This window comes from Bifidobacterium choerinum (genome assembly GCF_000741135.1).
GTDB classification, from domain to species: Bacteria; Actinomycetota; Actinomycetes; order Actinomycetales; family Bifidobacteriaceae; genus Bifidobacterium; species Bifidobacterium choerinum.
This window is the reverse complement of the sequence record NZ_JGYU01000001.1, coordinates 156,216-180,859: the sequence shown is the minus strand read 5'-3', so window position 1 is coordinate 180,859 and position 24,644 is coordinate 156,216. Positions and strand designations below refer to the sequence as shown.

22 protein-coding genes and 1 pseudogene are annotated in these 24,644 nt (G+C 67.1%); 20 read left to right on the top strand and 3 right to left on the bottom strand.

Annotated features, from left to right (window positions below; all coding sequences use genetic code 11):
• Positions 1–134 precede the first annotated feature (134 nt).
• The 3 genes from BCHO_RS00755 (at position 135) to BCHO_RS00745 (ending at position 3,235) form a co-directional block, all read left to right on the top strand.
• On the top strand, positions 135–746 hold the full coding sequence (locus BCHO_RS00755) for an HdeD family acid-resistance protein (RefSeq protein ID WP_024540300.1): 612 nt from the start codon (positions 135–137) through the stop codon (positions 744–746).
• 162 nt (positions 747–908) lie between these two features.
• Positions 909–1,715, top strand: coding sequence for a type I methionyl aminopeptidase (gene map, locus BCHO_RS00750; RefSeq protein WP_024540299.1), 807 nt, complete (start codon positions 909–911; stop codon positions 1,713–1,715).
• 224 nt (positions 1,716–1,939) lie between these two features.
• Complete coding sequence (locus BCHO_RS00745; protein ID WP_024540298.1) at positions 1,940–3,235, top strand: citrate synthase; 1,296 nt, start codon at positions 1,940–1,942, stop codon at positions 3,233–3,235.
• 58 nt (positions 3,236–3,293) lie between these two features.
• Here BCHO_RS00745 and rlmH read toward each other — a convergent pair whose 3' ends face one another.
• On the bottom strand, positions 3,294–3,773 hold the full coding sequence (rlmH, locus tag BCHO_RS00740) for a 23S rRNA (pseudouridine(1915)-N(3))-methyltransferase RlmH (RefSeq protein ID WP_024540297.1): 480 nt from the start codon (positions 3,771–3,773) through the stop codon (positions 3,294–3,296).
• Between the two features lie 113 nt (positions 3,774–3,886).
• Positions 3,887–4,876, bottom strand: coding sequence for a 2,3,4,5-tetrahydropyridine-2,6-dicarboxylate N-succinyltransferase (gene dapD, locus BCHO_RS00735; protein WP_024540296.1), 990 nt, complete (start codon positions 4,874–4,876; stop codon positions 3,887–3,889).
• A gap of 202 nt (positions 4,877–5,078) precedes the next feature.
• On the opposite strand from dapD, the gene BCHO_RS09660 reads away from it, so the two are divergent.
• The 14 genes from BCHO_RS09660 to BCHO_RS00665 all read left to right on the top strand — a co-directional run bounded on the left by BCHO_RS09660 (position 5,079) and on the right by BCHO_RS00665 (position 20,121).
• Positions 5,079–5,213, top strand: a complete 135-nt coding sequence (locus BCHO_RS09660; protein WP_257790230.1) for a hypothetical protein — start codon at positions 5,079–5,081, stop codon at positions 5,211–5,213.
• A gap of 187 nt (positions 5,214–5,400) precedes the next feature.
• The gene (gene prfB, locus BCHO_RS00725) at positions 5,401–6,531 is read left to right on the top strand and encodes a peptide chain release factor 2 (RefSeq protein WP_024540294.1); all 1,131 of its coding nucleotides are present in this window, start codon (positions 5,401–5,403) and stop codon (positions 6,529–6,531) included.
• Positions 6,532–6,593: 62 nt separating this feature from the next.
• A complete protein-coding gene (ftsE, locus tag BCHO_RS00720; RefSeq protein ID WP_024540293.1) occupies positions 6,594–7,862 on the top strand; it encodes a cell division ATP-binding protein FtsE in 1,269 nt (422 codons plus the stop codon).
• Positions 7,859–8,782, top strand: a complete 924-nt coding sequence (gene ftsX / locus BCHO_RS00715) for a permease-like cell division protein FtsX (protein ID WP_024540292.1) — start codon at positions 7,859–7,861, stop codon at positions 8,780–8,782. The genes ftsE and ftsX overlap by 4 nt, the downstream gene beginning before the upstream one ends.
• Before the next feature lie 144 nt (positions 8,783–8,926).
• Positions 8,927–10,369 carry a CHAP domain-containing protein gene (locus tag BCHO_RS00710; protein WP_024540291.1) on the top strand — a complete coding sequence of 481 codons (1,443 nt, stop codon included), beginning with the start codon at positions 8,927–8,929 and terminating at the stop codon, positions 10,367–10,369.
• 181 nt (positions 10,370–10,550) lie between these two features.
• A complete protein-coding gene (gene smpB / locus BCHO_RS00705) occupies positions 10,551–11,045 on the top strand; it encodes an SsrA-binding protein SmpB (protein WP_024540290.1) in 495 nt (164 codons plus the stop codon).
• 129 nt (positions 11,046–11,174) lie between these two features.
• Complete coding sequence (locus BCHO_RS00700; protein WP_024540289.1) at positions 11,175–12,113, top strand: ABC transporter substrate-binding protein; 939 nt, start codon at positions 11,175–11,177, stop codon at positions 12,111–12,113.
• A gap of 289 nt (positions 12,114–12,402) precedes the next feature.
• A complete protein-coding gene (locus tag BCHO_RS00695) occupies positions 12,403–13,326 on the top strand; it encodes an ABC transporter substrate-binding protein (protein WP_099721216.1) in 924 nt (307 codons plus the stop codon).
• Positions 13,327–13,361: 35 nt separating this feature from the next.
• On the top strand, positions 13,362–14,348 hold the full coding sequence (locus BCHO_RS00690; RefSeq protein ID WP_024540287.1) for an amino acid ABC transporter permease: 987 nt from the start codon (positions 13,362–13,364) through the stop codon (positions 14,346–14,348).
• Positions 14,349–14,408: 60 nt separating this feature from the next.
• Entirely contained in the window at positions 14,409–15,236 is an 828-nt protein-coding gene (locus tag BCHO_RS00685) for an amino acid ABC transporter ATP-binding protein (protein ID WP_024540286.1), read from the top strand.
• A gap of 186 nt (positions 15,237–15,422) precedes the next feature.
• On the top strand, positions 15,423–17,315 hold the full coding sequence (gene glmS, locus BCHO_RS00680) for a glutamine--fructose-6-phosphate transaminase (isomerizing) (RefSeq protein ID WP_024540285.1): 1,893 nt from the start codon (positions 15,423–15,425) through the stop codon (positions 17,313–17,315).
• A gap of 53 nt (positions 17,316–17,368) precedes the next feature.
• Entirely contained in the window at positions 17,369–18,064 is a 696-nt protein-coding gene (locus BCHO_RS00675; RefSeq protein WP_029675245.1) for a pseudouridine synthase, read from the top strand.
• A gap of 129 nt (positions 18,065–18,193) precedes the next feature.
• Positions 18,194–18,598, top strand: a complete 405-nt coding sequence (locus tag BCHO_RS00670; RefSeq protein ID WP_024540283.1) for a hypothetical protein — start codon at positions 18,194–18,196, stop codon at positions 18,596–18,598.
• Positions 18,599–18,741: 143 nt separating this feature from the next.
• The gene (locus BCHO_RS00665; protein WP_029675243.1) at positions 18,742–20,121 is read left to right on the top strand and encodes an ABC transporter substrate-binding protein; all 1,380 of its coding nucleotides are present in this window, start codon (positions 18,742–18,744) and stop codon (positions 20,119–20,121) included.
• Positions 20,122–20,131: 10 nt separating this feature from the next.
• Here the strand turns inward: BCHO_RS00665 and BCHO_RS00660 are convergent, their stop codons facing one another.
• Positions 20,132–20,893 carry a type III pantothenate kinase gene (locus tag BCHO_RS00660; protein WP_024540281.1) on the bottom strand — a complete coding sequence of 254 codons (762 nt, stop codon included), beginning with the start codon at positions 20,891–20,893 and terminating at the stop codon, positions 20,132–20,134.
• Between the two features lie 165 nt (positions 20,894–21,058).
• Between BCHO_RS00660 and BCHO_RS00655 the strand changes: the two genes are divergently transcribed.
• The 3 genes and pseudogenes from BCHO_RS00655 to BCHO_RS09455 form a co-directional block, all read left to right on the top strand.
• On the top strand, positions 21,059–22,729 hold the full coding sequence (locus BCHO_RS00655) for an ABC transporter substrate-binding protein (protein WP_024540280.1): 1,671 nt from the start codon (positions 21,059–21,061) through the stop codon (positions 22,727–22,729).
• A gap of 65 nt (positions 22,730–22,794) precedes the next feature.
• Positions 22,795–23,757, top strand: coding sequence for an ABC transporter permease (locus BCHO_RS00650; protein ID WP_024540279.1), 963 nt, complete (start codon positions 22,795–22,797; stop codon positions 23,755–23,757).
• An 82-nt stretch (positions 23,758–23,839) separates the two neighbouring features.
• A pseudogene (locus BCHO_RS09455) lies at positions 23,840–24,643 on the top strand (ABC transporter permease); the annotation flags it as partial.
• Position 24,644: the final 1 nt, after the last annotated feature.

The following is a 24,644-nucleotide window of genomic DNA, read 5'->3' as shown; positions in this document are numbered from 1 at the left end:
GACGACGCATGGGGCACACTGGAGACATGGCCGCGGGCGGAACCGCGGTCGGAACCATGTGGTCGCGGAACCCCGAATGTGCGGCGCCCGAAGGCGCGATATGCATGGGCCGCGACGGGAAGAAAGGAGTCACCATGTCCAACGTCAATGATTCGCCGAACGGCAACTGGAGCCCGTTCAGGCTCGTCGAGCAGTCGCTGCCGACCGGCGCGAAGAACGCCGTGCGCATCGCCTACGCCGTCATCGGCCTCGCCGCGCTCGCGCTCGGCATCTGCCTGCTCGTGTGGCCGGGCAAGACGCTCGTCGTCGCCTGCATCATGCTCGGCATCTACTTCCTGATCTCCGGCATCGTGCGCATCGTCAGCTCGATCGTCGAAGTCGGCCTGCCGGCCGGATGGCGCGTGCTCGGCATCCTCATCGGCATCATCCTGATCATCGGCGGCCTCGTCACACTGCGCTACACGGCGTTCTCGACGGCGACGCTCGCGATCATGTTCACGCTCATCGTCGGCATCTGCTGGATCCTGGAAGGCGTCATGGCGCTCGCCGAATCATGGTCGATGCCGAGCTCCGGCTGGGCGATCGCCTACGCGATCATCTCGATCATCGCCGGATTCGCGATCCTGTGCATGCCGGCCGCCTCGACCGTCGCGCTCATCATCTTCGGCGGCTGCGCGATGATCGTCATGGGCATCGTCGCGATCGTGCGCGCCTTCACCTTCGGACGCGTGCCGAAGCAGAACTGAGCCATATGGCCTGACGCATCCTTCACAGGCCGGTCCCGCATCGCGCGGGGTCGGCCTGCGCCATATCCGCCGCCTGAGCGCCCAATGTAAGCTGTGGGGGATAGAGTGACAGGGCAGTCGCTGCAATGATCGGCAAGCGTGACAAAAGGTGGTAGAAACTCCATGATCGAACTCAAGACCCATTCGGAAATCGAAGCGATGAAGCCGGCGGGCCGCTTCGTCGGCGGCATCCTGCATGACCTGCAGGAACGCACGAAGGTCGGCACGAACCTGCTCGAGATCGACGAATTCGTGCATCAGCGCATCGTCGACCGCAAGGGCGCGGAATCCTGCTACGTCGACTACGCGCCGGACTTCGGCACCGGCCCGTTCGCGCACTACATCTGCGTGTCCGTCAACGACGCCGTGCTGCACGGCGTGCCCTACGACTACGACCTCAAGGACGGCGACCTCGTCAGCCTCGACCTCGCGATCAGCGTCGACGGCTGGGTCGCCGACTCCGCCGTGAGCTTCGTCGTCGGCAAGGACAAGGACCCCGAGGACCTGCGCCTGATCAAGTGCACGCAGGAGGCGCTCGCCGCCGGCATCGCCGCCGCGCAGCCGGGCAACCGCCTCGGTGACATCTCGCACGCCGTCGGCGACGTCGCGCGCGCCTACGGATACCCGATCAACCTCGAGTTCGGCGGCCACGGCGTCGGCCACATCATGCACGGCGACCCGCATGTGCCCAACGACGGCAAGGCGCATCACGGCTACAAGCTGCGTCCGGGCCTCGTCATCGCGATCGAACCGTGGTTCCTCAAGACGACCGACGAGATCTACCAGGATCCGAAGGACGGCTGGACGCTGCGCAGCGAGGACGGCTCGCGCGGCGCGCACAGCGAGCACACGATCGCGATCACCGAAGGCGGTCCGATCGTGCTCACGCAGCGTGAAGGCGACCCGATCTCGGCCGAATTCAAGGGCTGATCGGCCACCGGCGCCCATCGACGGACAGGGGCCCCGCGCATCCGATGCGCGGGGCCCGTGCATTTCACGGGCGCCGCGACACCCGTTTTGAGACGGCGCGGCGCCCGCGAAATACGGATACCCTATAGTGGTCGGCAGTGCCCGGAGCCGCGCGCATGGAGCCTTTGCCGGCGGTGCGCACGCCACGGGCGGAAGGAAGCAGCGTCAGACACAGAGGAGGCGGCATGGGCGTAGCGCAGTTGCATGTGGAGTCCAACCAGTTCGAATTGCCGGTCGTGAAGGCGAGCGCGGGACCCGACGGCATCGTCATGTCCTCGCTGCGCAATGACAAATGGGTTTCGCTCGATCCGGGATTCCTGACGACGGCGCAGTGCGAGTCGAAGATCACCTACATCGACGGCGAGCATTCGATTCTGCGCTACCGCGGCTACCCGATCGAGCAGCTGTGCGAACGCTCCGACTTCCTCGAGGTCTCGTGGCTGCTGCGTCACGGCGAGCTGCCGACGCGCGCGCAGTACGAGAAGTTCGTCGACGACATCAACCACCACACGATGGTCGGCGAGGATTTCCGCACCTTCATGGGCTCGTTCCCGCGCGAGGCGCAGCCGATGAGCGTCATGGCGTCCGCCGTCAACGCGCTCGCCGCCTTCAATCCGGAGACGACCGACATCGGCGATCCCGAGCAGCTCGACGAGGCGGCGACGATCATCATGGCGAAGGCGCGCACGATTGTCAGCTACATCCTGCGCCGCCGGCGTGACGAGCCGATGCTCTACCCGGACTATGCGCGCGGCTACGTCGACGATTTCATCCGCATGTGCTTCGCCGTGCCGTATGAGCAGTTCGAATCCGACCCGCTCTACGTGCACGCGCTCGGCCGTCTGCTCATCATCCACGCCGACCACGAACAGAACTGCTCGACGTCGGTCGTGCGTATCGCCGGCTCGGCGCACGCGAACCTGTATTCGGCGGTCGCGGCCGGCATCAACGCATTGTCCGGGCCGCTGCACGGCGGCGCGAACGAGGCGGTGCTGCACCAGCTGATGAAGATCCGCGACTCGGGCATGAGCGTGCGCGAGTTCGTCGACCGCGCCAAGCGCGACGGCGAACGCATCTCGGGTCTCGGCCATCGCGTCTATAAGTCCTACGACCCGCGCGCGGCGATCGCGAAGCACTATCTGGAGCGGATCATGGAGCAGACGGCGACGCTCAGACTGCTGCCGGGCGACGAGGAGCTCTTCGACGTGGCGCTCAAGCTCGAGGAGATCGCGCTCAACGACGACTACTTCGTCTCGCGCCACCTCTATCCGAACGTCGATTTCTACACCGGCCTGATCTACCGCGCGATCGGCTTCGGCCCATCGATGTTCACGCCGCTGTTCGCGCTGGGCCGCATCCCCGGATGGATCGCCCAGTACCGCGAGATGCTCGCCGACCCGATGACGAAGATCGGCCGTCCACGTCAGGTCTACACCGGCGAGGTGCTGCGCGACTACGTGCCGATGGACGAACGCGGCTGAGTCGTCCGTTCGTGTCCGAACGTGCGGGGCGTGCCCTCCATGGGCGCGCCCCGCACGTTCATTTGTGGTACGGCTCGTGCGCGTTGATCTTGAAGGCCCGGTAGACCTGCTCGAGCAGGATGACGCGCATCAGCTGGTGCGGGAACGTCATCTTCGAGAAGCTCAGCAGCATGTCCGCACGTCTGAGGACCCGCGGGTCGAGGCCGAGCGAGCCGCCGATGACGAACTGCAGATGGCTGACGCCGTGCAGCCCCCACTGCGCGATCTGCGCGGCGAGCCGCTCGCTCGTCAGCTGCCTGCCCTCGATCGCGAGCGCGACGACGAAGGCGTTGTCGCGCAGATGCCGGAGGATGCGCTCGCCCTCCTTCGCCTTGATCTGCTCGTTGAGCGTGTCGGAGGCGTGCTCCGGCGTCTTCTCGTCGCCGACCTCGATTACGTCGACCTTCGCGAAGCGCGACAGGCGTTTGCGGTATTCGTCGATCGCGTCGCGCAGATAGCGTTCCTTGACCTTGCCGACGCAGACGATGTCGATGTTCATGGCTTCCCCCTATATGGAAAATGCTCCTCCCCAGCGGGAATACGTCCGCGGAACCGGCACGATGACGCCGTTTCGCGAAATCGATTCCCGCTGGGGAGGAGCATTTTCCTCCGTCAGTTCCTGTGCAGCGCGTCGTTGAGCGCGATGCCGACCTTGCGCGCACGCGCCTGGACGGCGCCGGTCAGCGAGTTGCGGATGAACATGATGTTGTCCCTGCCGCTCAGCTCGGCGCCCTTGACGACGTCGAGCGCGACGCCCGCGGCCACCTTCTCCTTGTCCCACACCTCGATCTTCGTGCCGGCCGTCACGTACAGGCCCGCCTCGACGACGCAGTTGTCGCCCAGCGAGATGCCGATGCCGGCGTTCGCGCCGAGCAGCGAATGCTCGCCGATCGAGTTGCGCAGCTTGCCGCCGCCGGACAATGTGCCCATGATCGACGCGCCGCCGCCGACGTCGGAGCCGTCGCCGACGACGACGCCCTGCGAGACGCGGCCCTCGATCATGCAGGTGCCGAGCGTGCCGGCGTTGAAGTTGACGAAGCCGGCGTGCATGACCGTCGTGCCTTCGCTCAGATAGGCGCCGAGGCGCACGCGGTCGCCGTCGCCGATGCGCACGCCGCTGGGCACGACGTAGTCGAGCATGCGCGGGAACTTGTCGACCGACAGCACGTTGACGTCGGCGTGCATGCCCGGCATGCCGGCGCCGGCATTCGCGTTCATGGCGTCGAGGCGGCGCAGCGCGAAGTCCTCGACGGCGAAGGGGCCGTAGTTCGTCCACACGACGTTGTTGAGCGCGCCGAAGATGCCGTCGAGGTTCATCGAGTTCGGCCTGACCATGCGCATGCTCAGCAGGTGCAGGCGCAGGTAGGCGTCCGCGGCGTCGGCGATCGGCCCGTCGATGTTCGCGGCCGTGAACACCGGCACGCGCTTGACGCCGCGCGCGTCGGGGCCGTCGTGCACGAGCGTGCCGAAGCCGTGCGTGCCGGCCGGTGCGGACGGCTTCGCTTCGCCCATCTCAAGTTTCGGATACCAGACGTCGAGGGTGTTGCCGGCGGCGTCGACGTTGGCGAGACCCCAGCCCCATGCCCAGCGTTCATCGGTCATGTGCGCTCCTTCAGTGAAGACGGTGCCGGCCGGCGTCGTGCCGGCCGCGCTGCCACGGCGCATCCACGCGCGCCGCGCGCTTCCCACGATACAACGGGGGATGCGCCGTGGGGCCACTGCGGCGTGCGCGGGCACGCATGGGCACGGGGCGGATGCGGCCCGGCGCGAACACGGGTTGGGTGTGCGCTACACTGTGGTTCCTGTGAGCGCCAAGAACCAGCATGAACCGGAACGTCGAGACGAGGGCGGCCATGACCTGCGCCGCATCCTCACCGTCGCCGTCATCGCGGCCATCGTCGTCGGGATGTGCGTCCCGATGGTTCTGTCCGGCCTTTGAACCTCCATGTTCCCGTGACATGGACGTCCGGGAATGCATGTCCGTCCCGAACAGTTGGACGAGATGACAGTTCGACGAGATGACGGACGACACCGGAGCGGGGAGCGCGGAACCCCGCCTCGCGCGCCTGCTGGACGCGCGGAACGATACCGAACCCACGATTTTGTAGAGTTTTTTGAGGAGCATCATGGCAGAATTTGATTTTTCCCAGGCGATCGCCGACGCGCGCGCCAAATACGAGGAGATCGCGCTCGCGCTCGACGTCGACCGTCTCAAGCGTCAGGAGCAGGAGCTCGAGGTCGAGGCGGCCGAGCCGGGCCTGTGGGACGACCCGGAGCACGCGCAGCAGGTGACGTCGAAGCTCTCCGCCGTGCAGTCGCAGATCAAGCGGCTGTCCTCGGCGGCCTCGCGCATCGACGACATCGAGACGCTCGTCGAGCTCGGTCGCGAGGAGGACGACGCCGACACGCTCGCCGAGGCGCAGAACGAGATCGGCTCGATCACGAAGGACCTCGAGGACATGGAGATCCAAACGCTGATGGACGGCGAATACGACGAGCGTTCCGCCGTCGTGACGATCCGCTCCGGCGCCGGCGGCGTCGACGCGGCCGACTTCGCACAGATGCTGCTGCGCATGTACCTGCGCTGGGCCGAACGCAACGGCTACAAGGCGAAGGTCATGGACACGTCCTACGCCGAGGAGGCCGGCATCAAGTCGGCGACGTTCCAGGTGGATGCGCCCTACGCGTACGGACGCCTGTCCGTCGAGGGCGGCACGCACCGCCTCGTGCGCATCTCGCCCTTCGACAACCAGGGCCGCCGCCAGACGAGCTTCGCGGCCGTCGAGGTCGTGCCGCTCGTCGAGGCGACCGACCACATCGACGTGCCGGACAGCGAGATCCGCGTCGACACCTACTGCGCGTCCGGCCCCGGCGGCCAGGGCGTGAACACGACCTACTCGGCCGTGCGCATCACCCACCTGCCGACCGGCATCGTCGTGACGATGCAGGACGAGCGCTCGCAGATCCAGAACCGCGCCGCCGCGATGGCCGTGCTCCAGTCCCGACTGCTCGTGCTGCGCCACGAGGAGGAGGCCAAGAAGAAGAAGGAGCTCGCCGGCGACATCAAGGCCAGCTGGGGCGACCAGATGCGTTCCTACGTGCTGCACCCGTACCAGATGGTCAAGGACCTGCGCACCGGCTACGAGACCTCGCAGACGCAGGCCGTCTTCGACGGCGACATCGACGAGTTCATCCAGGCCGGCATCCGCTGGCGCCACGAGCAGCGCCGCGAGGCCGCTGAGCAGGCTGCCGAGTAGACTTGCCGCACGGCGACCGGCGCGTCGGCGCGCAGCCGTGCGCACGATGGATTGGAGATGACATGGCGCTGATCTCGATGGACCATGTGAGCAAGATCTACCCGAATTCCACGCGTCCCGCGCTCGAGGACGTCAACCTGCGGATCGACCGCGGCGACTTCGTCTTCCTCGTCGGGGCCTCCGGCTCCGGCAAGACCTCGCTGCTGCGTCTGCTGCTGCACGAGGAGGAGGCGACCGACGGCGAGATTCGCGTCGGCGGCTACGACCTGCGCCGCCTGCCGAACCGGCAGGTGCCGCAGTACCGCCGCTCGGTCGGCATGATCTTCCAGGACTACAAGCTGCTGACGAACAAGACCGTCTGGGAGAACGTCGCCTTCGCGCTCGAGGTGATCGGCACGCCGCGTTCGGCGATCCGCTCGCTCGTGCCGAAGGTGCTCAAGACGGTCGGCCTGACCGGCAAGGAGCGCAACAAGCCGCTCGAGCTGTCCGGCGGCGAGCAGCAGCGCGTCACGATCGCGCGCGCCTACGTCAACCATCCGCAGCTGCTGCTCGCCGACGAGCCGACCGGCAACCTCGACCCGACGACGTCGCTGGGCATCATGGAGGTGCTCAACGCGATCAACCGTACCGGCACGACGATCGTCATGGCGACGCACAACGAGGAGATCGTCAACTCGATGCGCAAACGCGTCGTCGAGTTGCATAACGGCAGGATCGTGCGCGACCAAGCGGCCGGCGTCTACGATTCGGCGCTGTACTTCCCCGACGAGCAGGTCGTCGCGCAGGCGCACGACGCGATCAGCGGCGACGCGGCGATGGCGACGCGGCCGGCCGCCGACCTCGCGCACGCGGCGCGTCCGAAGAACCGCCGCGAACGCATCGAACGCGCCGAGGCGGCCGCCGACGCCGTCAACGACGTGATCGAGCACGAGTCGAGCGAGGGCATCGCGCGGCTCGCGAAGAGCGTGCACGCCGGCAAGACCGGACGCTACGGCGAGGCCTTCGCGCCGGTCGAGGAGACGCTGACGTGGGGCGGCGGACTGACGTTCGACGAGCTCGCGCAGCGCGAGGACGGCGCCGGGGCGCAGACGGCGGCGGATGCTGCCGCCGAAACCGAGATGGCGACGACCACGACGACCACGACGAACGAAACGACCGAGACGGTCATGGCGGACGGCACGACCGCGACCGAGACGACGACGGACGCGACGGGCGAGCCGCCGACGCCGCCGCTCGCACCGCCGAGGCCCCCGCAGCCGCCGAGGCCCCCGCAGGGCGGACGGCACGGCCGCGGACACGGACAGACGCATCAGCAGGAGGGCAGCCGATGAGATTGCGATTCATCCTCAGCGAGACATGGACGAGCCTGCGGCGCAACGTCCCGATGCTGCTGTCGGTCATGCTCGTGACCTTCATCTCGTTCCTGTTCATCGGCGCGTCCTTCCTCATGCAGGCGCAGATCACGAAGGCGAAGGGCGACTGGTACGACAAGGTCGAGGTCGTCGTGTGGCTGTGCCCGGACGGCACGAGCCAGTCACCGAACTGCGCGGCCGGCAAGGCCGCGACGGCGCAGCAGATCAACGCGCTGCAGGACGTCATCCAGCAGGAACTCGGCGACGACGTCTCGTCGGTGACCTACGAGAGCCCCGAGGATTTCTACAACGACTCGTTCCTCAAGCAGTACCCGAACGGCGAGTTCCAGGGGCGCACGCTCACCGCCGCCGACATGCAGGGCTCGCTGTGGCTCAAGCTCAAGAACCCGGAGAAGTACAAGGTCGTCTCCGAAGTGCTGTCGGGACGCGACGGCGTCGAGGACGTCGTCGACCAGCGGCAGATCTTCGAACCGGTCTTCGCCGTGCTCAACCACGCGACGGCGGCGACGGCGATGCTCGCGGCCGTCATGGTCGTCGTCGCCGTCATGCTCACCGGCACGACGATCCGCATGTCGGCGGCATCACGTAGCGAGGAGACCGAGATCATGCGCTTCGTCGGTGCGTCGAACTGGACGATCCGCCTGCCGTTCATCCTCGAGGGCGCCGTGGCCGCGCTGCTCGGCTCGCTGCTGTCGTGCCTGGCGCTCAGCGCCCTCGTCAAGGTCTTCATCACCGACTGGCTCGCCCAATCGGTCACCTGGATCCCGTACGTCACGCAGGGCACGGTGCTGATGATCTCGCCGATCCTCATCGTCGGCGCGATCGTATTGTCCGTCATCGCCTCGTCGGTCGCGCTCAACCGCTACCTCAAGGCCTGAGCGCGTCCCGCCGGAGCATGGCGGGGAGGAATGTGAAGAATCTGTGCGCAAAACGCATGCCGGTCGCGGCACGCCGGCATGCCCTCAGGTGGCAATGCTAGGCTTGGGTGCCGTGACTGCCGTCGAGACGTCGAAAGGTGTGCAATGACTCGAGGAACTGCAAGTCGTCCATGGATCGCGACGCTGCTCGCCGCTTCGCTGTGCGCGGTCGGATTCGCGGCGCCGGTGATCGCGCCGGTTCCGCAGGCGCATGCGGACACCTACAGCGACCTCGTCAACGCGCAGAACTCGCATCAGCAAAGCGTGCAGCGCGAGGCCGAGCTGCGCGACCAGCTCGCCGGCGTCAACAGCGACCTGGCAGACAAGGTCGTCGAACTCGACGACCTGACGAACAACCAGATCCCGGTGGCCGCCAAGGCGGTCCAGGAGGCGAACGCCGCCGCCGCGTCCGCCAAGGCCGAGGCCGAATCGGCCGCGCAGCGCCTCAAGGCCGCGCAGAAGGACAAGGAGAACCTCGAGGCCGAGATCAAGAAGACCGGCGAGGACTACGACGACGCGCACGCCGCCGTCGCACAGGTCGCCCGCGAGTCGATGCACGGCTCGGACACGTCGGACGTCATGAGCGTCATGACTGGCGCGACCGACACGAAGGAATTCATCCGCCAGATGCAGTCGCGCGACGCGTTGTCGCGCAGCGAGGCGAACGCCGCCTCCGAGGCCGCCGACGGCCTGAGCATCTCGATGAACCGCGGCGACCGCCTCAAGGCGATCGAGACGCGCATCACGAAGTACAAGTCGGACGCCGACGAGAAGTCGTCGGCCGCCCAGTTGGCCGCCGCCGACGCGCAGGCGAAGCGTGACTCGCTCGACGCGCAGCGCGTCAAGGGCGAGCAGATCCGCGCCGACCTCGAAAGCCGCAAGAGCGAACTGAGCACGGCCGCGGCGCAGCAGGCGGCCGAGACGGTCATGCTGCAGTCGCAGATCGACGCGAACAACCGCAAATACCAAGCCGAGCAGGCCGCCGAGGCCGAACATGTGCGCCAGCAGCAGGCGCAGGGCACGACGCGGCCGCCGACGAACACGAACACAGGCACGAACACCACACAGCCGACACAGCCCGTGCAGCCGAGCCAGCCGACACAGCCCGTGCAGCCGAGCCAGCCGACACAGCCTGTGCAGCCGACGCAGCCGACGCAGCCGACGCAGCCGACGCGGCCTTCGAGCGGAGGTCAGGGCACGTCGAACGGCGACTACGGCAACGCCTACGCCGCCGGCCAGTGCACCTGGTGGGCCTATGAGCGCCGCCGGCAGATGGGCATCGGCACGCCGTCCTACCTCGGCAACGGCGGCGACTGGGCGGCGAACGCGCCGCGCTACGGCCTGCGCGTCGACAACGTGCCGCAGGTCGGCGCCGCGCTGTCGTTCCTGCCAGGCCAGGAGGGCGCGTCGTCGCCGTGGGGCCACGTCGCCGTCGTCGAAAGCGTCGGCGCGAACTCGATCACGATCTCCGAATCGAACGTCGCCGGCCTGTACACGATCACATACCGCACGCTGTACAATCCGGGACGCTTCCGCTACGTGCACTGACCGCATCGTCGCACGTCGTGCCGAATCCGCCGTATCCGCCATGCGCGGGCGGCGGATTCGCGTATGCTGCGCTAATGTGGGAGGTCGGGCGGCGCGCCGCACGGCGGCCTCGGGCGGCGCGGGCATAAGGACAGACATAGGACACAGGACACGTCAAGGACGCATCACGAAAGGAGCGGCGATGGCGAAGCAGAAGAAGGTCGAGGGCGACCAGGTCGTCGCGCGCAACAAGCGGGCACGGCACGACTACGAGATCGAGGACCGCTACGAGGCGGGCATCGCGCTCACCGGCACCGAGGTGAAGTCGCTGCGCGAGGGACGGGCGTCGCTCGCCGAGGCGTTCATCAGCATCGACAAGCGCGGGGAGATCTGGCTCGAAGGCGCCAACATCCCCGAATACCTCAACGGCACATGGAACAACCACGCGCCCAAGCGCAAGCGCAAGCTGCTGCTGCACGCCGCGCAGATCGAGAAGCTCGGCCGCCAGATCCAGGCGAAGGGCTACACGATCGTGCCGCTGAGCATCTACTTCAACAAGGACGGCCGCGCGAAGGTCGAGATCGCGCTCGCCCGGGGCAAGAAGGAATACGACAAGCGCCAGGCGCTGCGCGAGGAGCAGGACAAGCGCGAGGCGCAGCGCATGCTGCGCTACCGCAACATGCATGCCCGCGGCTGACGCATATGGCCGGACATGTCCACACGTTGCACAGGCGAAACGCGTTCGTAGCATGAGGCTGCGTACGCTGTGTGCGGATTCGGGCGCGGGCCCGGACGGCATACAGCAGGGAAGACAGAGGGTACGCCTATGCAGAAGAAGAACACGTTCAGGAACCTCGCGGCGCTCGTGCTCGGCGCGTCGCTGTGCGTCGCGGCCGGCGCATGCGGCACGAGCGACGCCGCGGACGGCGGCACGAAGAACGCCGCCGGCAAGACGACGCAGGGCTACGACGTGACGAAGGTCGAGACCGTCGATGAGATCGCCGCGCTCGTGCCGGACAGCGTCAAGCAGGACGGCAAGCTCACCGTCGGCATGGACACCTCCTACGCGCCGGCCGAGTTCCTCGCCGACGACGGCAAGACGCCGGTCGGCTACGACGTCGACCTGTCGAAGGCGCTCGCGAAGGTCATGGGGCTCGAAGCCCAGAACAAGGTCGCGAGCTTCGACCTGATCATCCCGGCCGTCGGCTCGAAGTACGACGTCGGCATCTCGTCGTTCACGATCACGCCCGAACGCATGGACGCCGTCGACTTCGTCAGCATGTACAAGGCGGGCTCCACATGGGTGACGAAGAAGGGCAACCCCGACGGCATCGACCCGAAGGACGTGTGCGGCCAGACGATCGCCGTGCAGACGGCCACCACGCAGGAGGAGCAGGTGACCGAGATGAACGAGCAGTGCAAGGCCGCCGGCAAGAAGGAGATCGAGGTCCTCACGAACAAGCTGCAGACCGACGTGACGACGAACGTGACGACCGGCAAGGCCTCCGCCTTCTACGCGGACACGCCAGTGTCCGGCTACGCGATCGCGCAGACCGGCGGGCAGTTGGAGAAGCTCGGCGAGGACGTCGGCGTCACCAAGCAGGGCATCGTCGTCAAGAAAGGCGACAAGCAGATGGCCGAGGCGGTGCGCAAAGCGATGCAGCATCTGATGGACGACGGCACCTACGAGGCGATCCTCGAGGAGTGGGGCGTCCAGGACGGCGCGATCGACAAGGCCGAGATCAACCCGACCGATACGAAGTGAGTCCGCCTGCATGCGGGGCCGCATATGCCCCGCACGGACGGACGACGGCGTGACGAGACACGCCGGGCGATGACATGGCGTGGTTCGCGCACAGCGCAGAACCACGCCATGCATGTTTATGCACTCGACTACATATTTATTCAGTACGACGTGTGCGGCCGCGCGAGGATCGACGTAACCGTCCCGTAGCACACGATGCACTACACTGACTGACGTATTTCGAAGGTGCGACCGGAAGCGTCAACGTCGACGGCTGCCGTCGGCATGATGATCTGAGGAGTGAGGAAGCATGTCCATGCATGGATTGAAGAGGTTCGCCGCCGCGCTCGCGGGCGCGGCGCTGCTGTTCGGCGCCGCCGCCTGCGGCACAAGCGACGATTCCGGCGACGCCGGCGCGGCGAAGCAGGGCGCCTTCGACGTCGCGAGCGTCAAGAAGGACGACGCGATCGCCGCGATGGTACCCAAGTCGGTCGCCGACAGCGGCAAGCTGACCGTCGGCATGGAGCTGTCCTATGCGCCGGCCGAGTTCCTCGCCGACGACGGCAAGACGCCGCAGGGCTACGACGTCGACCTCGCGAAGGCGCTCGGACGCGTCTTCGGCCTCGACACCGAGATCGTCTCGTCGACCTTCGACTCGATCGTGCCGTCGGTGGGCTCCAAGTACGACCTCGGCATCACGGCGATGACGATCACGCAGGAGCGCATGGACGCCGTCGACTTCGTCAGCTACTACAAGGCCGGCTCGAGCTGGGCCGTCAAGAAGGGCAACCCCGAGAACGTCAACACCGACGACCTGTGCGGCATGAAGATCGCCGTCCAGGTGGGCACGACGCAGGAGGAAGAGGCCAACGAGATCAAGGCGCAGTGCAAGGCCGACGGCAAGAAGGCCGTCGAGGTCCTGCCGAGCAAGCTGCAGACCGACGCGGCGACGGCCGTCGTCACCGGCAAGGCCGACGTGTTCTACGCCGATTCGCCGGTCGCCGGCTACGCGATCTCGCAGACCGGCGACCAGCTCGAGGAGCTGGGCAGCGCCGAAGGCGTCGTCAAGCAGGGCATCGCGATCAAGAAGGGCGACACCGAGCTCGCGAAGGCCGTGCAGGCCGGCATGCAGCATCTGATGGACGACGGCGACTACATGAAGATCCTCAAGGCCTGGGGCGTCCAGAACGGCGCGATCGACAAGGCCGAGATCGACCCGACCGACCTCGACTGAGGCCCGGGCTCATACACAACAGCTAAGGAGAGACCATGCCGCATCATGTCGAACCGGACGGTGAGGGACTGCCGATCCCGAACCGCATCTCAGCGAAGCCGGTCAGGCGCACCGGCTCGATCGTCGCCGCCGTCATCGTGGCGATCCTCGCGGCGATGCTCGTCAAGGGCCTCGTCACGAACCCGCGCTTCGAATGGAACATCGTCTGGAAGTACCTGTTCAACGAACGCGTGCTCGAAGGCGTCGGCTACACGCTGCTGCTCACCGTGATCTCGATGGTCGTCGCGATCATCCTCGCCGTGATCCTCGCGATCATGCGCAAATCGGTCAACTCGGTGCTGCGCGGCGTCAGCTGGTTCTACATCTGGTTCTTCCGCGGCACGCCTGTCTACACGCAGCTCGTGTTCTGGGGCCTGTTCGCCGTGCTCATCCCAAGGCTGTCGATCGGCATCCCGCTGACGTCGATCGAGTTCTGGAGCGTCGACTCGCAGGCCGTCATCACCGCGTTCAACGCCGCATGGATCGGCCTGGCGCTCAACGAGGCAGCCTACCTCGCCGAGATCGTACGCGCCGGCCTCGAGGCGGTCGACCCGGGACAGGCCGAGGCCGCGCAGGCGCTCGGCATGAAGCGTTCGATGATTATGCGCCGCGTCATCCTGCCGCAGGCGATGCGCATCATCATCCCGCCGACCGGCAACGAGACGATCGGCATGCTCAAGACGACGTCGCTCGTGCTCGCCGTGCCGTTCACGCTCGAACTGCAGTACGCGACGAACGCGATCGCGAACCGCATCTACAAGCCGATCCCGCTGCTGCTCGTGGCGAGCATCTGGTACCTGCTCATCACGTCGATCCTGATGGTCATCCAGTCGATGCTCGAGAAGCACTTCGGCAAGGGCTTCGAGGCGCGTCCGGTCGGCACGAAGGGCAAGCAGCCGCCGCTGCCGGGCAAGACCGAAGGCGAACCGAAGGACGACGTCGACAAGACGAACGAGGCGGCGTTCCTCGGATACAACGCCTAGCGCATGACATACGGCCGCCCGCGCGGCGGCCAACCGGACGGGAAGGACGTGACGGAAAGCATGAGTGACGAAAACAAGGACCTCGCGGAGCAGGACACGGCCGCCGAGCAGCAGGCCGCCAGACCGGGGCAGCCGGCCGTCGAGGCCAAGCAGGTGCACAAGGCCTTCGGCGACCTGCATGTGCTCAAGGGCATCGACATGAAGGTCATGCCGGGCACGGTGACGGTGATCCTCGGCCCCTCGGGTTCGGGAAAGTCGACGTTCCTGCGCCTGATCAACCAGCTCGAGACGCTCACCGGCGGCGAGATCGACGTCAACGGCGAGATGATCGGCTACAAGCGGCTGCCCGACGGCACATTGCAGACGCTCAACGACAAGGAGATTGCCGCCCAGCGCGCCAAGCTCGGCATGGTGTTCCAGAAGTTCAACCTCTTCCCGCACATGACGGCGCTCGAGAACGTCATGGAGGCGCCGGTGCACGTCAAGAAGATGCCGAAGGCGCAGGCGCGCGAGCTCGCCGTCAGGGAGCTCACGCGCGTGGGGCTCGGCGAACGCCTCGACTACTATCCGGCGCAGCTGTCCGGCGGCCAGCAGCAGCGTGTCGCGATCGCCCGCGCGCTCGCGATGAAGCCGCAGATCATGCTCTTCGACGAACCGACATCGGCGCTCGACCCGGAGCTCGTCGGCGAGGTGCTCGGCGTCATGCGCCAGCTCGCCGACGAGGGCATGACGATGATCGTCGTCACCCATGAGATCGGCTTCGCGAAGGAGGTCGCCGACCAGGTCGTGTTCATGGACGGCGGCGTCGTCGTCGAGTCCGGCGGCCCCGAGATTATCGACAATCCGAAGGAGCCGCGCTTCAAGGACTTCCTGCAGCACGTGCTGTGAGTCCTTTAGGCGGACGTGTGCCGTCGGCGGCCGTCGCCCATCGCGGGCGGCGGCCGTCTCGCGTTTTGCGTCCGGCATCCATGCATACGTCGTCAGCGGCGCGCGATGTGGACGAATCGTGGGGGAGTGGCGGGTTTCGCTGCCGGACGCATGCATTTGCGCCCTATGTCCGTTATGCTGTTGCCTATGTGTGGAATCGTAGGTTATGCAGGTAATGTGAACTCCCCGTCGATGCGGCCGCTCGAGGTGTGCCTCCAGGGTCTTGAGCGTCTCGAGTACCGGGGCTATGATTCGGCCGGCGTGGCGCTGACCGCGCCGGGCATGGAGCGGGTGGCCGTGCGCAAGAAGGCGGGGCGGCTGTCCAATCTCATCGACGACATCAAGGCCGATCCGCTGCCGGAGGCGACGGTCGCGATCGGGCATACGCGCTGGGCGACGAACGGCGTGCCGAACGATGTCAACGCGCATCCGCACGCGAGCCGTGACGGCAAGGTCGCGATCATCCACAACGGCATCATCGAGAACGCCTCGCAGCTGCGCCTCGACCTGCAGGCCGAAGGCTACCGCTTCGCGTCGAGCACCGACACTGAGGTGGCCGCCAAGCTCTTGGGCAAGATCGTCGACAACATCATCGCCGAGACCGGCGAGCCGGACCTGTTCGAGGCGATGCGCCGCCTGGGGCGCATGCTCGAGGGCGCGTTCACGATCCTGGCGATCGACTGCCGCCAGCCGGGCGTCGTCGTCGGCGCGCGTCACGATTCGCCGCTCGTCGTGGGCCTGGGCGACGGCGAGAACTTCCTTGGCTCCGACGTGGCCGCGTTCGTCGCGTACACGAAGACGGCGATGGAGATCGACCAGGATCAGGCCGTCATGATCTCGGCCGACGGCGTGAGCGTGACCGACTTCGACGGCAACCCGGTGCCCGACCCGGCCGTCTACGAGATCGACTGGGACGCATCGGCGGCCGAGAAGGGCGGTTGGGACTCGTTCATGGACAAGGAGATCCACGAGGAGCCGGCCGCCGTGCAGCGCACGTTGTTCGGCCGTCTCGACGACGAGGGCAACATCAACCTCGACGAGGTGCGCATCGACGAGCACGACTTCAGGGCGATCGACAAGATCATCGTCGTCGCCTGCGGCACGGCGAGCTATGCGGGCATGGTCGCCAAATACGCGATCGAGCATTGGGTGCGCATCCCGGTCGAGGTCGAGCTCGCGCACGAGTTCCGCTACCGCGACCCGATCCTCACGCCGCGCACGCTCGTCGTCGCGATCTCGCAGTCGGGTGAGACGATGGACACATTGATGGCGCTGCGCCACGCGCGCGAGCAGGGCTCGAAGGTCCTCGCGATCTGCAACACCCAGGGCGCGAGCATCCCCAGGGAGGCCGACGCCGTGCTGTACACGCACGCCGGCCCCGAGGTCGCCGTCGCCTCGACGAAGGCCTTCGTCGCGCAGATCACGGCCGCCTACATCCTCGGCCTGTACCTCGCCCAGCTCAAGGGCACCGTCTTCCGCGACGAGATCCACCAGACGCTCGACTCGCTCAAGGCGATGCCGCAGAAGATCCAGCAGGTGCTCGACACGCAGCCGCCGCGCGTCGCCAAGGCCGCCGAACAGCTCGCCGACGCCAACTCGTTCCTGTTCCTCGGCCGCCATGTCGGCTATCCGGTGGCGCTCGAAGGGGCGTTGAAGCTCAAGGAGATCGCATACACCTTCACCGAGGGCTTCGCCGCCGGCGAGCTCAAGCACGGCCCGATCGCGCTCGTCGACGAAGGCGAGCCGGTCGTCTTCATCGTCCCTCCCGCGCGCGGGCGCAACATCCTGCACGCGAAGGTCATCTCCGGCATCGAGGAGGTCAAGGCACGCGGCGCGTTCATCATCGCCGTCGCCGAGGAGGGCGACAAGGACGTCGAACGCTACGCCGACATCATCTTCTGGCGCCCGCAGTGCCCGACGCTGATGAGCCCACTCGTCGACGTCGTCCCGCTGCAGCTGCTCGCGATGGACATGGCCAAGCAGAAGGGCTATGACGTCGACAAGCCGCGCAACCTCGCGAAGTCGGTCACCGTCGAGTGAGCACGCCACGGCGTCACCGCTGGGTCGTCGATGAGCCCGACATCCCCTTCGCGATGCCGGTGCTGCACGAGGACGCGGCGATCATCGTCATCGACAAGCCGCATTTCCTCGCGACGATGCCGCGCGGCATGTGGTATCGGCAGACGGCGCTGATGCGGCTGCGCGCACAGTACGACGACCCGGACATCACGCCCGCCCACCGGCTCGACCGGGCGACGGCGGGCGTGCTCGTCTTCGTGCGCGACCCGGCGGCGCGCGGCGCCTACCAGACGATGTTCCAGGAGCGGCGTGCCGTGAAGACCTACGAATGCGCGGCGCCGCTGCGTCCGGCGTCGAGGCCCCGCACCGGCACCGTGCGCCGCCTCGAGCCGCCGCGCCCGTTCCCGCTCGAACGCCGTTCGCGCATCGTCAAGACGCGCGGCGTGCTGCAGGCGTGCGAGACGCCCGGCATCGTCAACGCCGAAACGTACATCGAACGCGCGCAGTCGCTTGGACACGCTGCTGACGGCACGCCGATCGCCCGCTACGTGCTGCGACCGCGCACCGGCAAGACGCATCAGCTGCGCGTGCACATGAACGCGCTCGGGCTGCCGATCGTCGGTGACGACCTCTATCCGGCGATCGAGGAACGCGCGTCGGACGACTTCTCCCGCCCGCTCGAACTCGTCGCGCGCCGCCTCGAGTTCGCCGATCCGCTGAGCGGCGAACGTCGCGTCTTCACGTCGCAGGTCCCGCTGCTGCACGGGTGACGCGGCGCGTGTCGGTCGTCGGTCGGCTGTTTTTGATCGTCGATTGTTCACGGATCGCTTGTGCAGGTAGCGCAAAACAGTTCCGCGGCTGCCCGGATTTGCTACAACGGTAGTGACCAAGGAGCAGACATGGGATATGCAATCACGATGTGCGTCGTCGCGCTCGCGGCCTTCGCGGCGATCGCCTACGTGCTCGGACGCGACGACGGCGAACGCGAGGAGCGCTACTTCGCCGGCATCGACGCGGACAAGCAGGACGAGCTCTACCGCACGCCGATCATCTACGACGACGACAAGCGCAGCAGCTGGCATCAGAAGGGAATCGTCAACCACATCGATCCGAAATCGGACGGCACCGCCGACGTGCGGATCCTGTGGTACAACGCCCATCCGAGCAAGACGGCGCGCAAGACCGAGACCGGCGTGGACAAGGTCAGCGTCCCGCAGCAGCGTCTCGCCTCGAACGGCGTCAAGGAAGGCGACATCGTGCGCATCGCCGTGCGCCCCGGCGAAGGCGTCAGCATCGATATCTGACACATGGGCGGCCGTCGTCATGCAGCCGTCTGCGGGCGGCTGTACGACGACGGCCGATAGCGCACATCGGCTATATTGAAACGGTGCAGTTTTTCCGCTTTGCGAAGATCCGCTTTCCGAGGACCGTCGGCGCGCGCCGACGGCTGACGCGTGCGCTCGCGGCGCTCCTCGCGCTCGCCGGCGCCGTGTCCGCGGCCGGCTGCGGACACGGCGACACGCGCACGCAGATCAGCGTGTGGTCGTGGGAGCCGAGCATGGCCGCGCTCATCCGGGGATTCGAGAAGGACAACCCGGACATCCACGTCACGCAGATCGGCACCGCCGACTATGCGAAGCTCAACTCGGCGATCCAGGACGGCTACGGCACGCCGGACGTCGTGCAGCTCGAATACTTCGCGCTGCCGCAGTACGCGGTCAGCGGACAACTGCGCGACCTGACCGACCGTACGAAGGGGTACGGCGATTTCTACACGCCCGGCTCGTGGGCGTCGGTGCAGTTGGCGGGCCGTGTCTACGGCGTGCCGATGGATTCGGGCCCGATGGCCTTCTTCTACAACGAGGACGTGTTCCGTCAGGCCGGCGTCGACGCGACGAAGATCCGCAGCTGGGACGACTACCGCGAGGCCGCCGTGAAGCTCAAGAGGATCGGCGTGTCGATCGCCGCCGACGCCGGCGACGCGAGCTTCTACAATGCGATGATCTGGCTCGCCGGCGGCACGCCCTACCATACGAGCCCGGATGGCAAGGACGTTTCGATCACGCTCGATACCGACGCCGGCACGCAGGCCTTCACCGAGTTCTGGCAGCGGATGATCGACGACGACCTCGTCGACACGACGCTCGTCACCTGGTCGGACCGTTGGAAGCAGGCGCTCGGCTCGGGCAGGGTTGCATCGGTCTTCGCCGGCGCATGGATGCCGTCGCTGCTGCTCGCCGATGTGCCCGGCACGGCCGGCCTGTGGCGCGTCGCGCAAATGCCGACGCGAGACGGCAAGGCGACGAACGCCGAGAACGGAGGATCCGCGCTCGGCGTGCTCAATTCGAGCCGCAAACCCGACGCTGCGTTCCGGCTCGTCGACTACGTATGCCACAGCCGCGCCGGCATCCGCACGCGCGTCGACGGCGGCTCGTTCCCCGCCGACAATGCGACGCTCGGCAGCGAGGCCTTCCTCGACAAGACGACCGTCACCGACGCGCGTGGCATCGACGTGCCGTATTTCGGCGGCCAGAAGTTCAACCGCGTGCTCGCGCAGGCGGCGGGACGCGTGAGCACGCGTTTCAGTTACCTGCCCTTCGAGGTGTATGCGCGCGCCGACTTCCGTGCGACCGTTGGCACCGCGTACACGTGGGCGAACGAGGCGGAACGCTACAACGACGCGATACGCCGCCTGCAGGAGGGGCTCGTCGACGTCAAGGACCTGCCGGAGAAGCCCGGAGCGAAGGTCACGCTGCGCGACGGCATCGCGCTGTGGCAGTCCGACCTCAAGGAGTACGGCGCCAACCAGGGCTTCACGATGCGCTGAGCCGCGCGGCTCACACGTTGCGGCGCCAGATCGCGAACATGCCTTTGAAGATGAGGTCGGGGTCGACGACGTCGATCATCGGCGTCTCGATGACGCGCGCGAGTCCGCCGGTGGCGATGACGCGGAAGTCGTCGTCGATCTCGCGGTGGAACTGCGTGATGATCCGTTCGATGCCACCGAGGAAATCGTAGTAGAGGCCCGCCTGGATCGCGCTCGTCGTATTCTTCGCGAGGATCGTCGTCGGCCGCGCGATCTGCACCTCCGGCAGCTGCGCCGTCGCCGAGGCGAGCGCCTCCGAGGCCGTGCGGATGCCGGTCGTCACGAGGCCGCAGGTGATCGTGCCGTGCGCGTCGACGTAGTTGTACGTCGTCGCCGTGCCCATGTCGATGACGAGGACGCGGCCGCCGTAGGTCGCGTACGCGCCCGCGCAGTCGGCGAGGCAGTCGGCGCCGAGCGAACGCGGATCGTCGATCCGGATGTTCATGCCCGTCCTGATGCCGGGGCCGACGACGATCGGGTCGACGTCGAGGAACTTGATGATGCTCGACGTGAACGAATGCATGACCTTTGGCACGACGGAGGCGATGATGACGTCGTCGACGTCGGCCGGCTTGAGCTTGTTGAGCGCGAGGAACTGCAGCAGCATCAGGCCGTACTCGTCCGACGTGTGGTTCGCCTTTGTCGTGACGCGGTAGGTGCCGAAGATCCGTTCGTCGTCGTCGACGAATCCCATGACGATGTTCGTGTTGCCGATATCGACCGCGATCAGCATATGCGCTCCTTTGCTTGGTGATGACGCCGCGCCTGGCACGGCAGATATGGACCGTCCTCTACAATAACGCGTGGTGGCCGACCCATCGAGGCGGCCAACCGCCCGCCGCGTGCCGACTGCACCCGTAAGCGGGGAACCCGACCAACGAAAACGAAAGACCAGAAGATGGCATCACCAGATGGTGCGCACGGCGAGGCCGGCGCAACCGAGAACCAGCACAGCAACCAGCAGCCGCAGCAGGCGGACACGAACACTTCGATGACGACGGATGCGTCGCTCGCCGCGAAGTCGAAGCGGCCGGGCGGCCCGCGTAAGGCGGCGCCGTGGATCGGCGTCGTCCTCGTCCTCGTCGTCCTCGTCGCCGTGATCTTCGGCGTGCGCGCCGCCAACTCGCGCGGCGGCGGCAAGGCCGACGACGGCGCCGCGTCGAGCGTCGCGATCGGCCTCAAGCTCGCGCCGACGAACCTCGACATCCGCAACACGGCCGGCTCGAGCCTCGACCAGATCCTCATCGGCAACGTCTACGAGGGGCTCGTCGCGCGTGACAGCGAGAACAAGGTCGTCCCGGCGCTCGCGAAAAGCTGGGAGGTGTCCGACGACGGCCTCAAGTACACGTTCCATCTGCGAGACGGCGTGAAATTCTCGAACGGCGACGCGTTGACGGCCGAGGACGTCGTCTGGTCGCTCGACGAACTCGTCTCCAAGCAGTACCACGACGCCGACTCGCTCAAGAACCTCGAGACGATCGGCGCGAGCGGCGACGACACCGTCGTCATCACATTGTCACAGCCGTATTCGCAGCTGCTGTGGGCGCTCACCGGACGCGCCGGACTCGTCTTCGACAAGGACGCGAAGTACGTCGCGAAGACGCAGGCCGTCGGCTCCGGCCCGTACCTCGTCAAGGACTTCAAGCCGAACACGATGATCACGCTCGAGGAGAACCCGACGTACTGGGGCGCCAAGCCGAAGACGCCGACCATCGTCGTGCGCTACTACGCCGACGACAACGCGGCCGTCAACGCGCTCAGGTCCGGCGAGGTGCAGGTGCTCGCGCCGATCAGCGCGCAGCTGGCCGAACCGTTCAGGAAGGACACGGCCAAATACGTCGTCAAGACCGGCGAAGGCACCGACAAGTACGTGCTCGGCATGAACAACGCGGCCGGCAGGCCGACGGCCGACAAGAAGGTGCGCCAGGCGATCCGCTACGCGATCGACCACGACCAGCTCATCGCGGCACGCGGCGGCGTCGACAAGGCGCTCGGCGGCCCGATCCCGTCGCTCGACCCCGGCTACGAGGACCTGACGAAGCTGTACCCGCACGACGCGGCCAAGGCGGAAGCGCTGCTCAAGGAGGCCGGCTACACGAAGGACCATCCGCTCAAGCTCACGCTCACCTACGCGAACACCTACGGCAGCGAGATCGGCGACCAGCTGCGCTCGCAGCTCAAGGAGGTCGGCATCGACCTCAAGGTCAACGTCGTCGAGTTCTCGACATGGCTGCAGGACGTGTACACCGACAAGGACTACGACCTCTCGCTCGTCGACCACAACGAAAGCCACGACTTCACGCAGTGGTCGAACCCCGACTACTACTACGGCTACGACAACAAGGACGTCCAGAAGCTCACCGACGAGGCGCTGCACGCGACCGACGACGCGACGCGCGACGAGAAGCTCGCGAAGGCCGCGCGCATCGTCAGCGAGGACGCGGCCGCCGACTGGTTGCTCAACTACCGCATCACGACGGCGATGGACAAGGGCGTGACCGGCTTCCCGCTCAACATGAACCAGACGTATCTGCCGCTGTGGAACGTCGCCTACACGCCGGCGAAGTGACGCCGTGCGCCGACTGATTTCCGATGATCCCCGATGATCCCCGATGACTGAAGGCTAACCCGCCGATGCTCAAGTACCTCGCACGCCGCTGCGCGCTGTTCGCGCTCGCGCTGTTCGTCGTCTCCGTCGTCGTGTTCCTTGCACTGCGCGTGCTGCCGGGCGACCTCGCGACGATCATGGCGGGACTCAACTCGCCACCCGAACGCGTCGCCGCGCTGCGCGCCGAACTCGGACTCGACCGTCCGCTCGTCGCCCAGTACGGCGCGTGGATCGCGGGACTCGCGCACGGCGACTTCGGCACGACGATGCTCACCGGGCAGCCGGTCGCGTCCGTCGTCGGCGCACGCGCGCAGATCACGTTCCCGCTCATCGTGCTGGGTCTGCTGATCGCGCTCGTGCTCGGCGTGCCGCTCGGCTGCGCGTCGGTGATGGCGAAATCCGCGCGCGCCCGCGGCCTCTACCAGGCGGTCGCGATCGTCGGCGGTGCCGTGCCGGCGTTGTGGGCGGGGCTCGTGCTCATCCTGCTGTTCGGGCGCGGCACCGGCCTGCTGCCGATCCTGCCGGCCTCCGGATTCCCGCAGGACGGCTGGTCCAGCCCCGGGCGTGCGTTCGCCGCGCTCGTGCTGCCGGCGGTCACCGTCGGCGTCATCGTCGGCGCGTCGATCATGCGTTACACGCGTTCGGCGCTGCAGTCGGTCGCCTCGACCGGCGCGATCGAGATGGCGATGGCCTGTGGCATGACGCGCCGACGCGCGCTCACGCACGTCGGCCTGCGCCTCGCGATGCCGCAGCTTGTCTCCGTCGTCGGACTGACCTTCGCCGAGATGATCACCGGCGTCATGGTCATCGAGAACCTGTTCGCGCTGCCCGGCATCGGCTCTGGGCTCGTCGACGACCTGACGCACCGCGACCTGATCGCCGTGCAGAGCGAACTGTTCATGCTCGCGGCGTTCTTCCTCGTCATCGGCCTGCTCGTCGACCTGACGCACCGCGCGCTCGACCCGAGATTGGGGCAGGACGATGAATGACAGTCAACACGCATCCTCTGCGGCCGCGCACGGCGTCGTCGAGTGCGGCCGGCTGCGGCGCGCCGGCGTCGTCGTCGCGTCGATGTGGGCGCGCGGCACCGGCCGCTTCGCGCTCGTCACGCTCGGCCTGTGGATCCTCGTCTCGCTTGTCTCGCTCGTCTGGACGCCGCGTTCGCTGTGGGAGACGAACGGCTACGACGTGTGGGCGAAGCCGTCCGCCGACCACTGGCTCGGCACCGACGGCGTCGGCGCCGACGTCTTCAGCTGGCTGATGGCCGGCTCGCGCACCGACCTCGTCATCGTCGCGCTCACCGTCCTCGTCGCGCTCGCGATCGGGCTGCTGCTCGTCGCCGCGATGACGTCGCGCGCCGCCGCGCTCGCGCACGGCTCGGTCGTGCTCATCGACGCGCTGATCTCGATTCCGACGGTGCTCATTGCGCTGATGCTCGCCGTGCCGCTCGGCGCGTCGGTCGCCGTCATCGTGCTCGCCTGCGGCTTCGGCTACGGCCTCAACCTCGCGCGCGTCGCGCGCCCGTCGGCGATGCTCGCCGCGCGCAGCATGTACGTCGAATCGGCGCGTGCGGACGGCGCAAGCGCGATGCGCGTCTTCGCCACGCACATCGTGCCGAACGTCATGCCGACGCTCGTCGTGCAGTGCTCGCTGTCGGCGGGCACGGCCGTCCTCGCCGAGGCCGGATTGACGTACCTCGGCGTCGGCGTGCCGTCGGGTGTGCCCAGCTGGGGGCATTCGCTGAGCACGTCGGTGCGTTTCATCAACATCTATCCGTTGACGGTGCTGTGGCCGGGCCTGCTCGTGACCGTCGTCGTCGTGGCGCTCAACCTCTTCGGCGACGCGCTGCGTGAGGCCGCCGACCCACTCACCAACC

Excerpts from the sequence above, each read along its gene's own strand:
- BCHO_RS00755 (WP_024540300.1), top strand. The coding sequence starts at position 135 with ATGTCCAACGTCAATGATTCGCCGAACGGCAACTGGAGCCCGTTCAGG.
- map (WP_024540299.1), top strand. The coding sequence starts at position 909 with ATGATCGAACTCAAGACCCATTCGGAAATCGAAGCGATGAAGCCGGCG.
- BCHO_RS00745 (WP_024540298.1), top strand. The coding sequence starts at position 1,940 with ATGGGCGTAGCGCAGTTGCATGTGGAGTCCAACCAGTTCGAATTGCCG.
- rlmH (WP_024540297.1), bottom strand. The coding sequence starts at position 3,773 with ATGAACATCGACATCGTCTGCGTCGGCAAGGTCAAGGAACGCTATCTG.
- dapD (WP_024540296.1), bottom strand. The coding sequence starts at position 4,876 with ATGACCGATGAACGCTGGGCATGGGGCTGGGGTCTCGCCAACGTCGAC.
- prfB (WP_024540294.1), top strand. The coding sequence starts at position 5,401 with ATGGCAGAATTTGATTTTTCCCAGGCGATCGCCGACGCGCGCGCCAAA.
- ftsE (WP_024540293.1), top strand. The coding sequence starts at position 6,594 with ATGGCGCTGATCTCGATGGACCATGTGAGCAAGATCTACCCGAATTCC.
- ftsX (WP_024540292.1), top strand. The coding sequence starts at position 7,859 with ATGAGATTGCGATTCATCCTCAGCGAGACATGGACGAGCCTGCGGCGC.
- BCHO_RS00710 (WP_024540291.1), top strand. The coding sequence starts at position 8,927 with ATGACTCGAGGAACTGCAAGTCGTCCATGGATCGCGACGCTGCTCGCC.
- smpB (WP_024540290.1), top strand. The coding sequence starts at position 10,551 with ATGGCGAAGCAGAAGAAGGTCGAGGGCGACCAGGTCGTCGCGCGCAAC.
- BCHO_RS00700 (WP_024540289.1), top strand. The coding sequence starts at position 11,175 with ATGCAGAAGAAGAACACGTTCAGGAACCTCGCGGCGCTCGTGCTCGGC.
- BCHO_RS00695 (WP_099721216.1), top strand. The coding sequence starts at position 12,403 with ATGTCCATGCATGGATTGAAGAGGTTCGCCGCCGCGCTCGCGGGCGCG.
- BCHO_RS00690 (WP_024540287.1), top strand. The coding sequence starts at position 13,362 with ATGCCGCATCATGTCGAACCGGACGGTGAGGGACTGCCGATCCCGAAC.
- BCHO_RS00685 (WP_024540286.1), top strand. The coding sequence starts at position 14,409 with ATGAGTGACGAAAACAAGGACCTCGCGGAGCAGGACACGGCCGCCGAG.
- glmS (WP_024540285.1), top strand. The coding sequence starts at position 15,423 with ATGTGTGGAATCGTAGGTTATGCAGGTAATGTGAACTCCCCGTCGATG.
- BCHO_RS00675 (WP_029675245.1), top strand. The coding sequence starts at position 17,369 with ATGCCGGTGCTGCACGAGGACGCGGCGATCATCGTCATCGACAAGCCG.
- BCHO_RS00670 (WP_024540283.1), top strand. The coding sequence starts at position 18,194 with ATGGGATATGCAATCACGATGTGCGTCGTCGCGCTCGCGGCCTTCGCG.
- BCHO_RS00660 (WP_024540281.1), bottom strand. The coding sequence starts at position 20,893 with ATGCTGATCGCGGTCGATATCGGCAACACGAACATCGTCATGGGATTC.
- BCHO_RS00655 (WP_024540280.1), top strand. The coding sequence starts at position 21,059 with ATGGCATCACCAGATGGTGCGCACGGCGAGGCCGGCGCAACCGAGAAC.
- BCHO_RS00650 (WP_024540279.1), top strand. The coding sequence starts at position 22,795 with ATGCTCAAGTACCTCGCACGCCGCTGCGCGCTGTTCGCGCTCGCGCTG.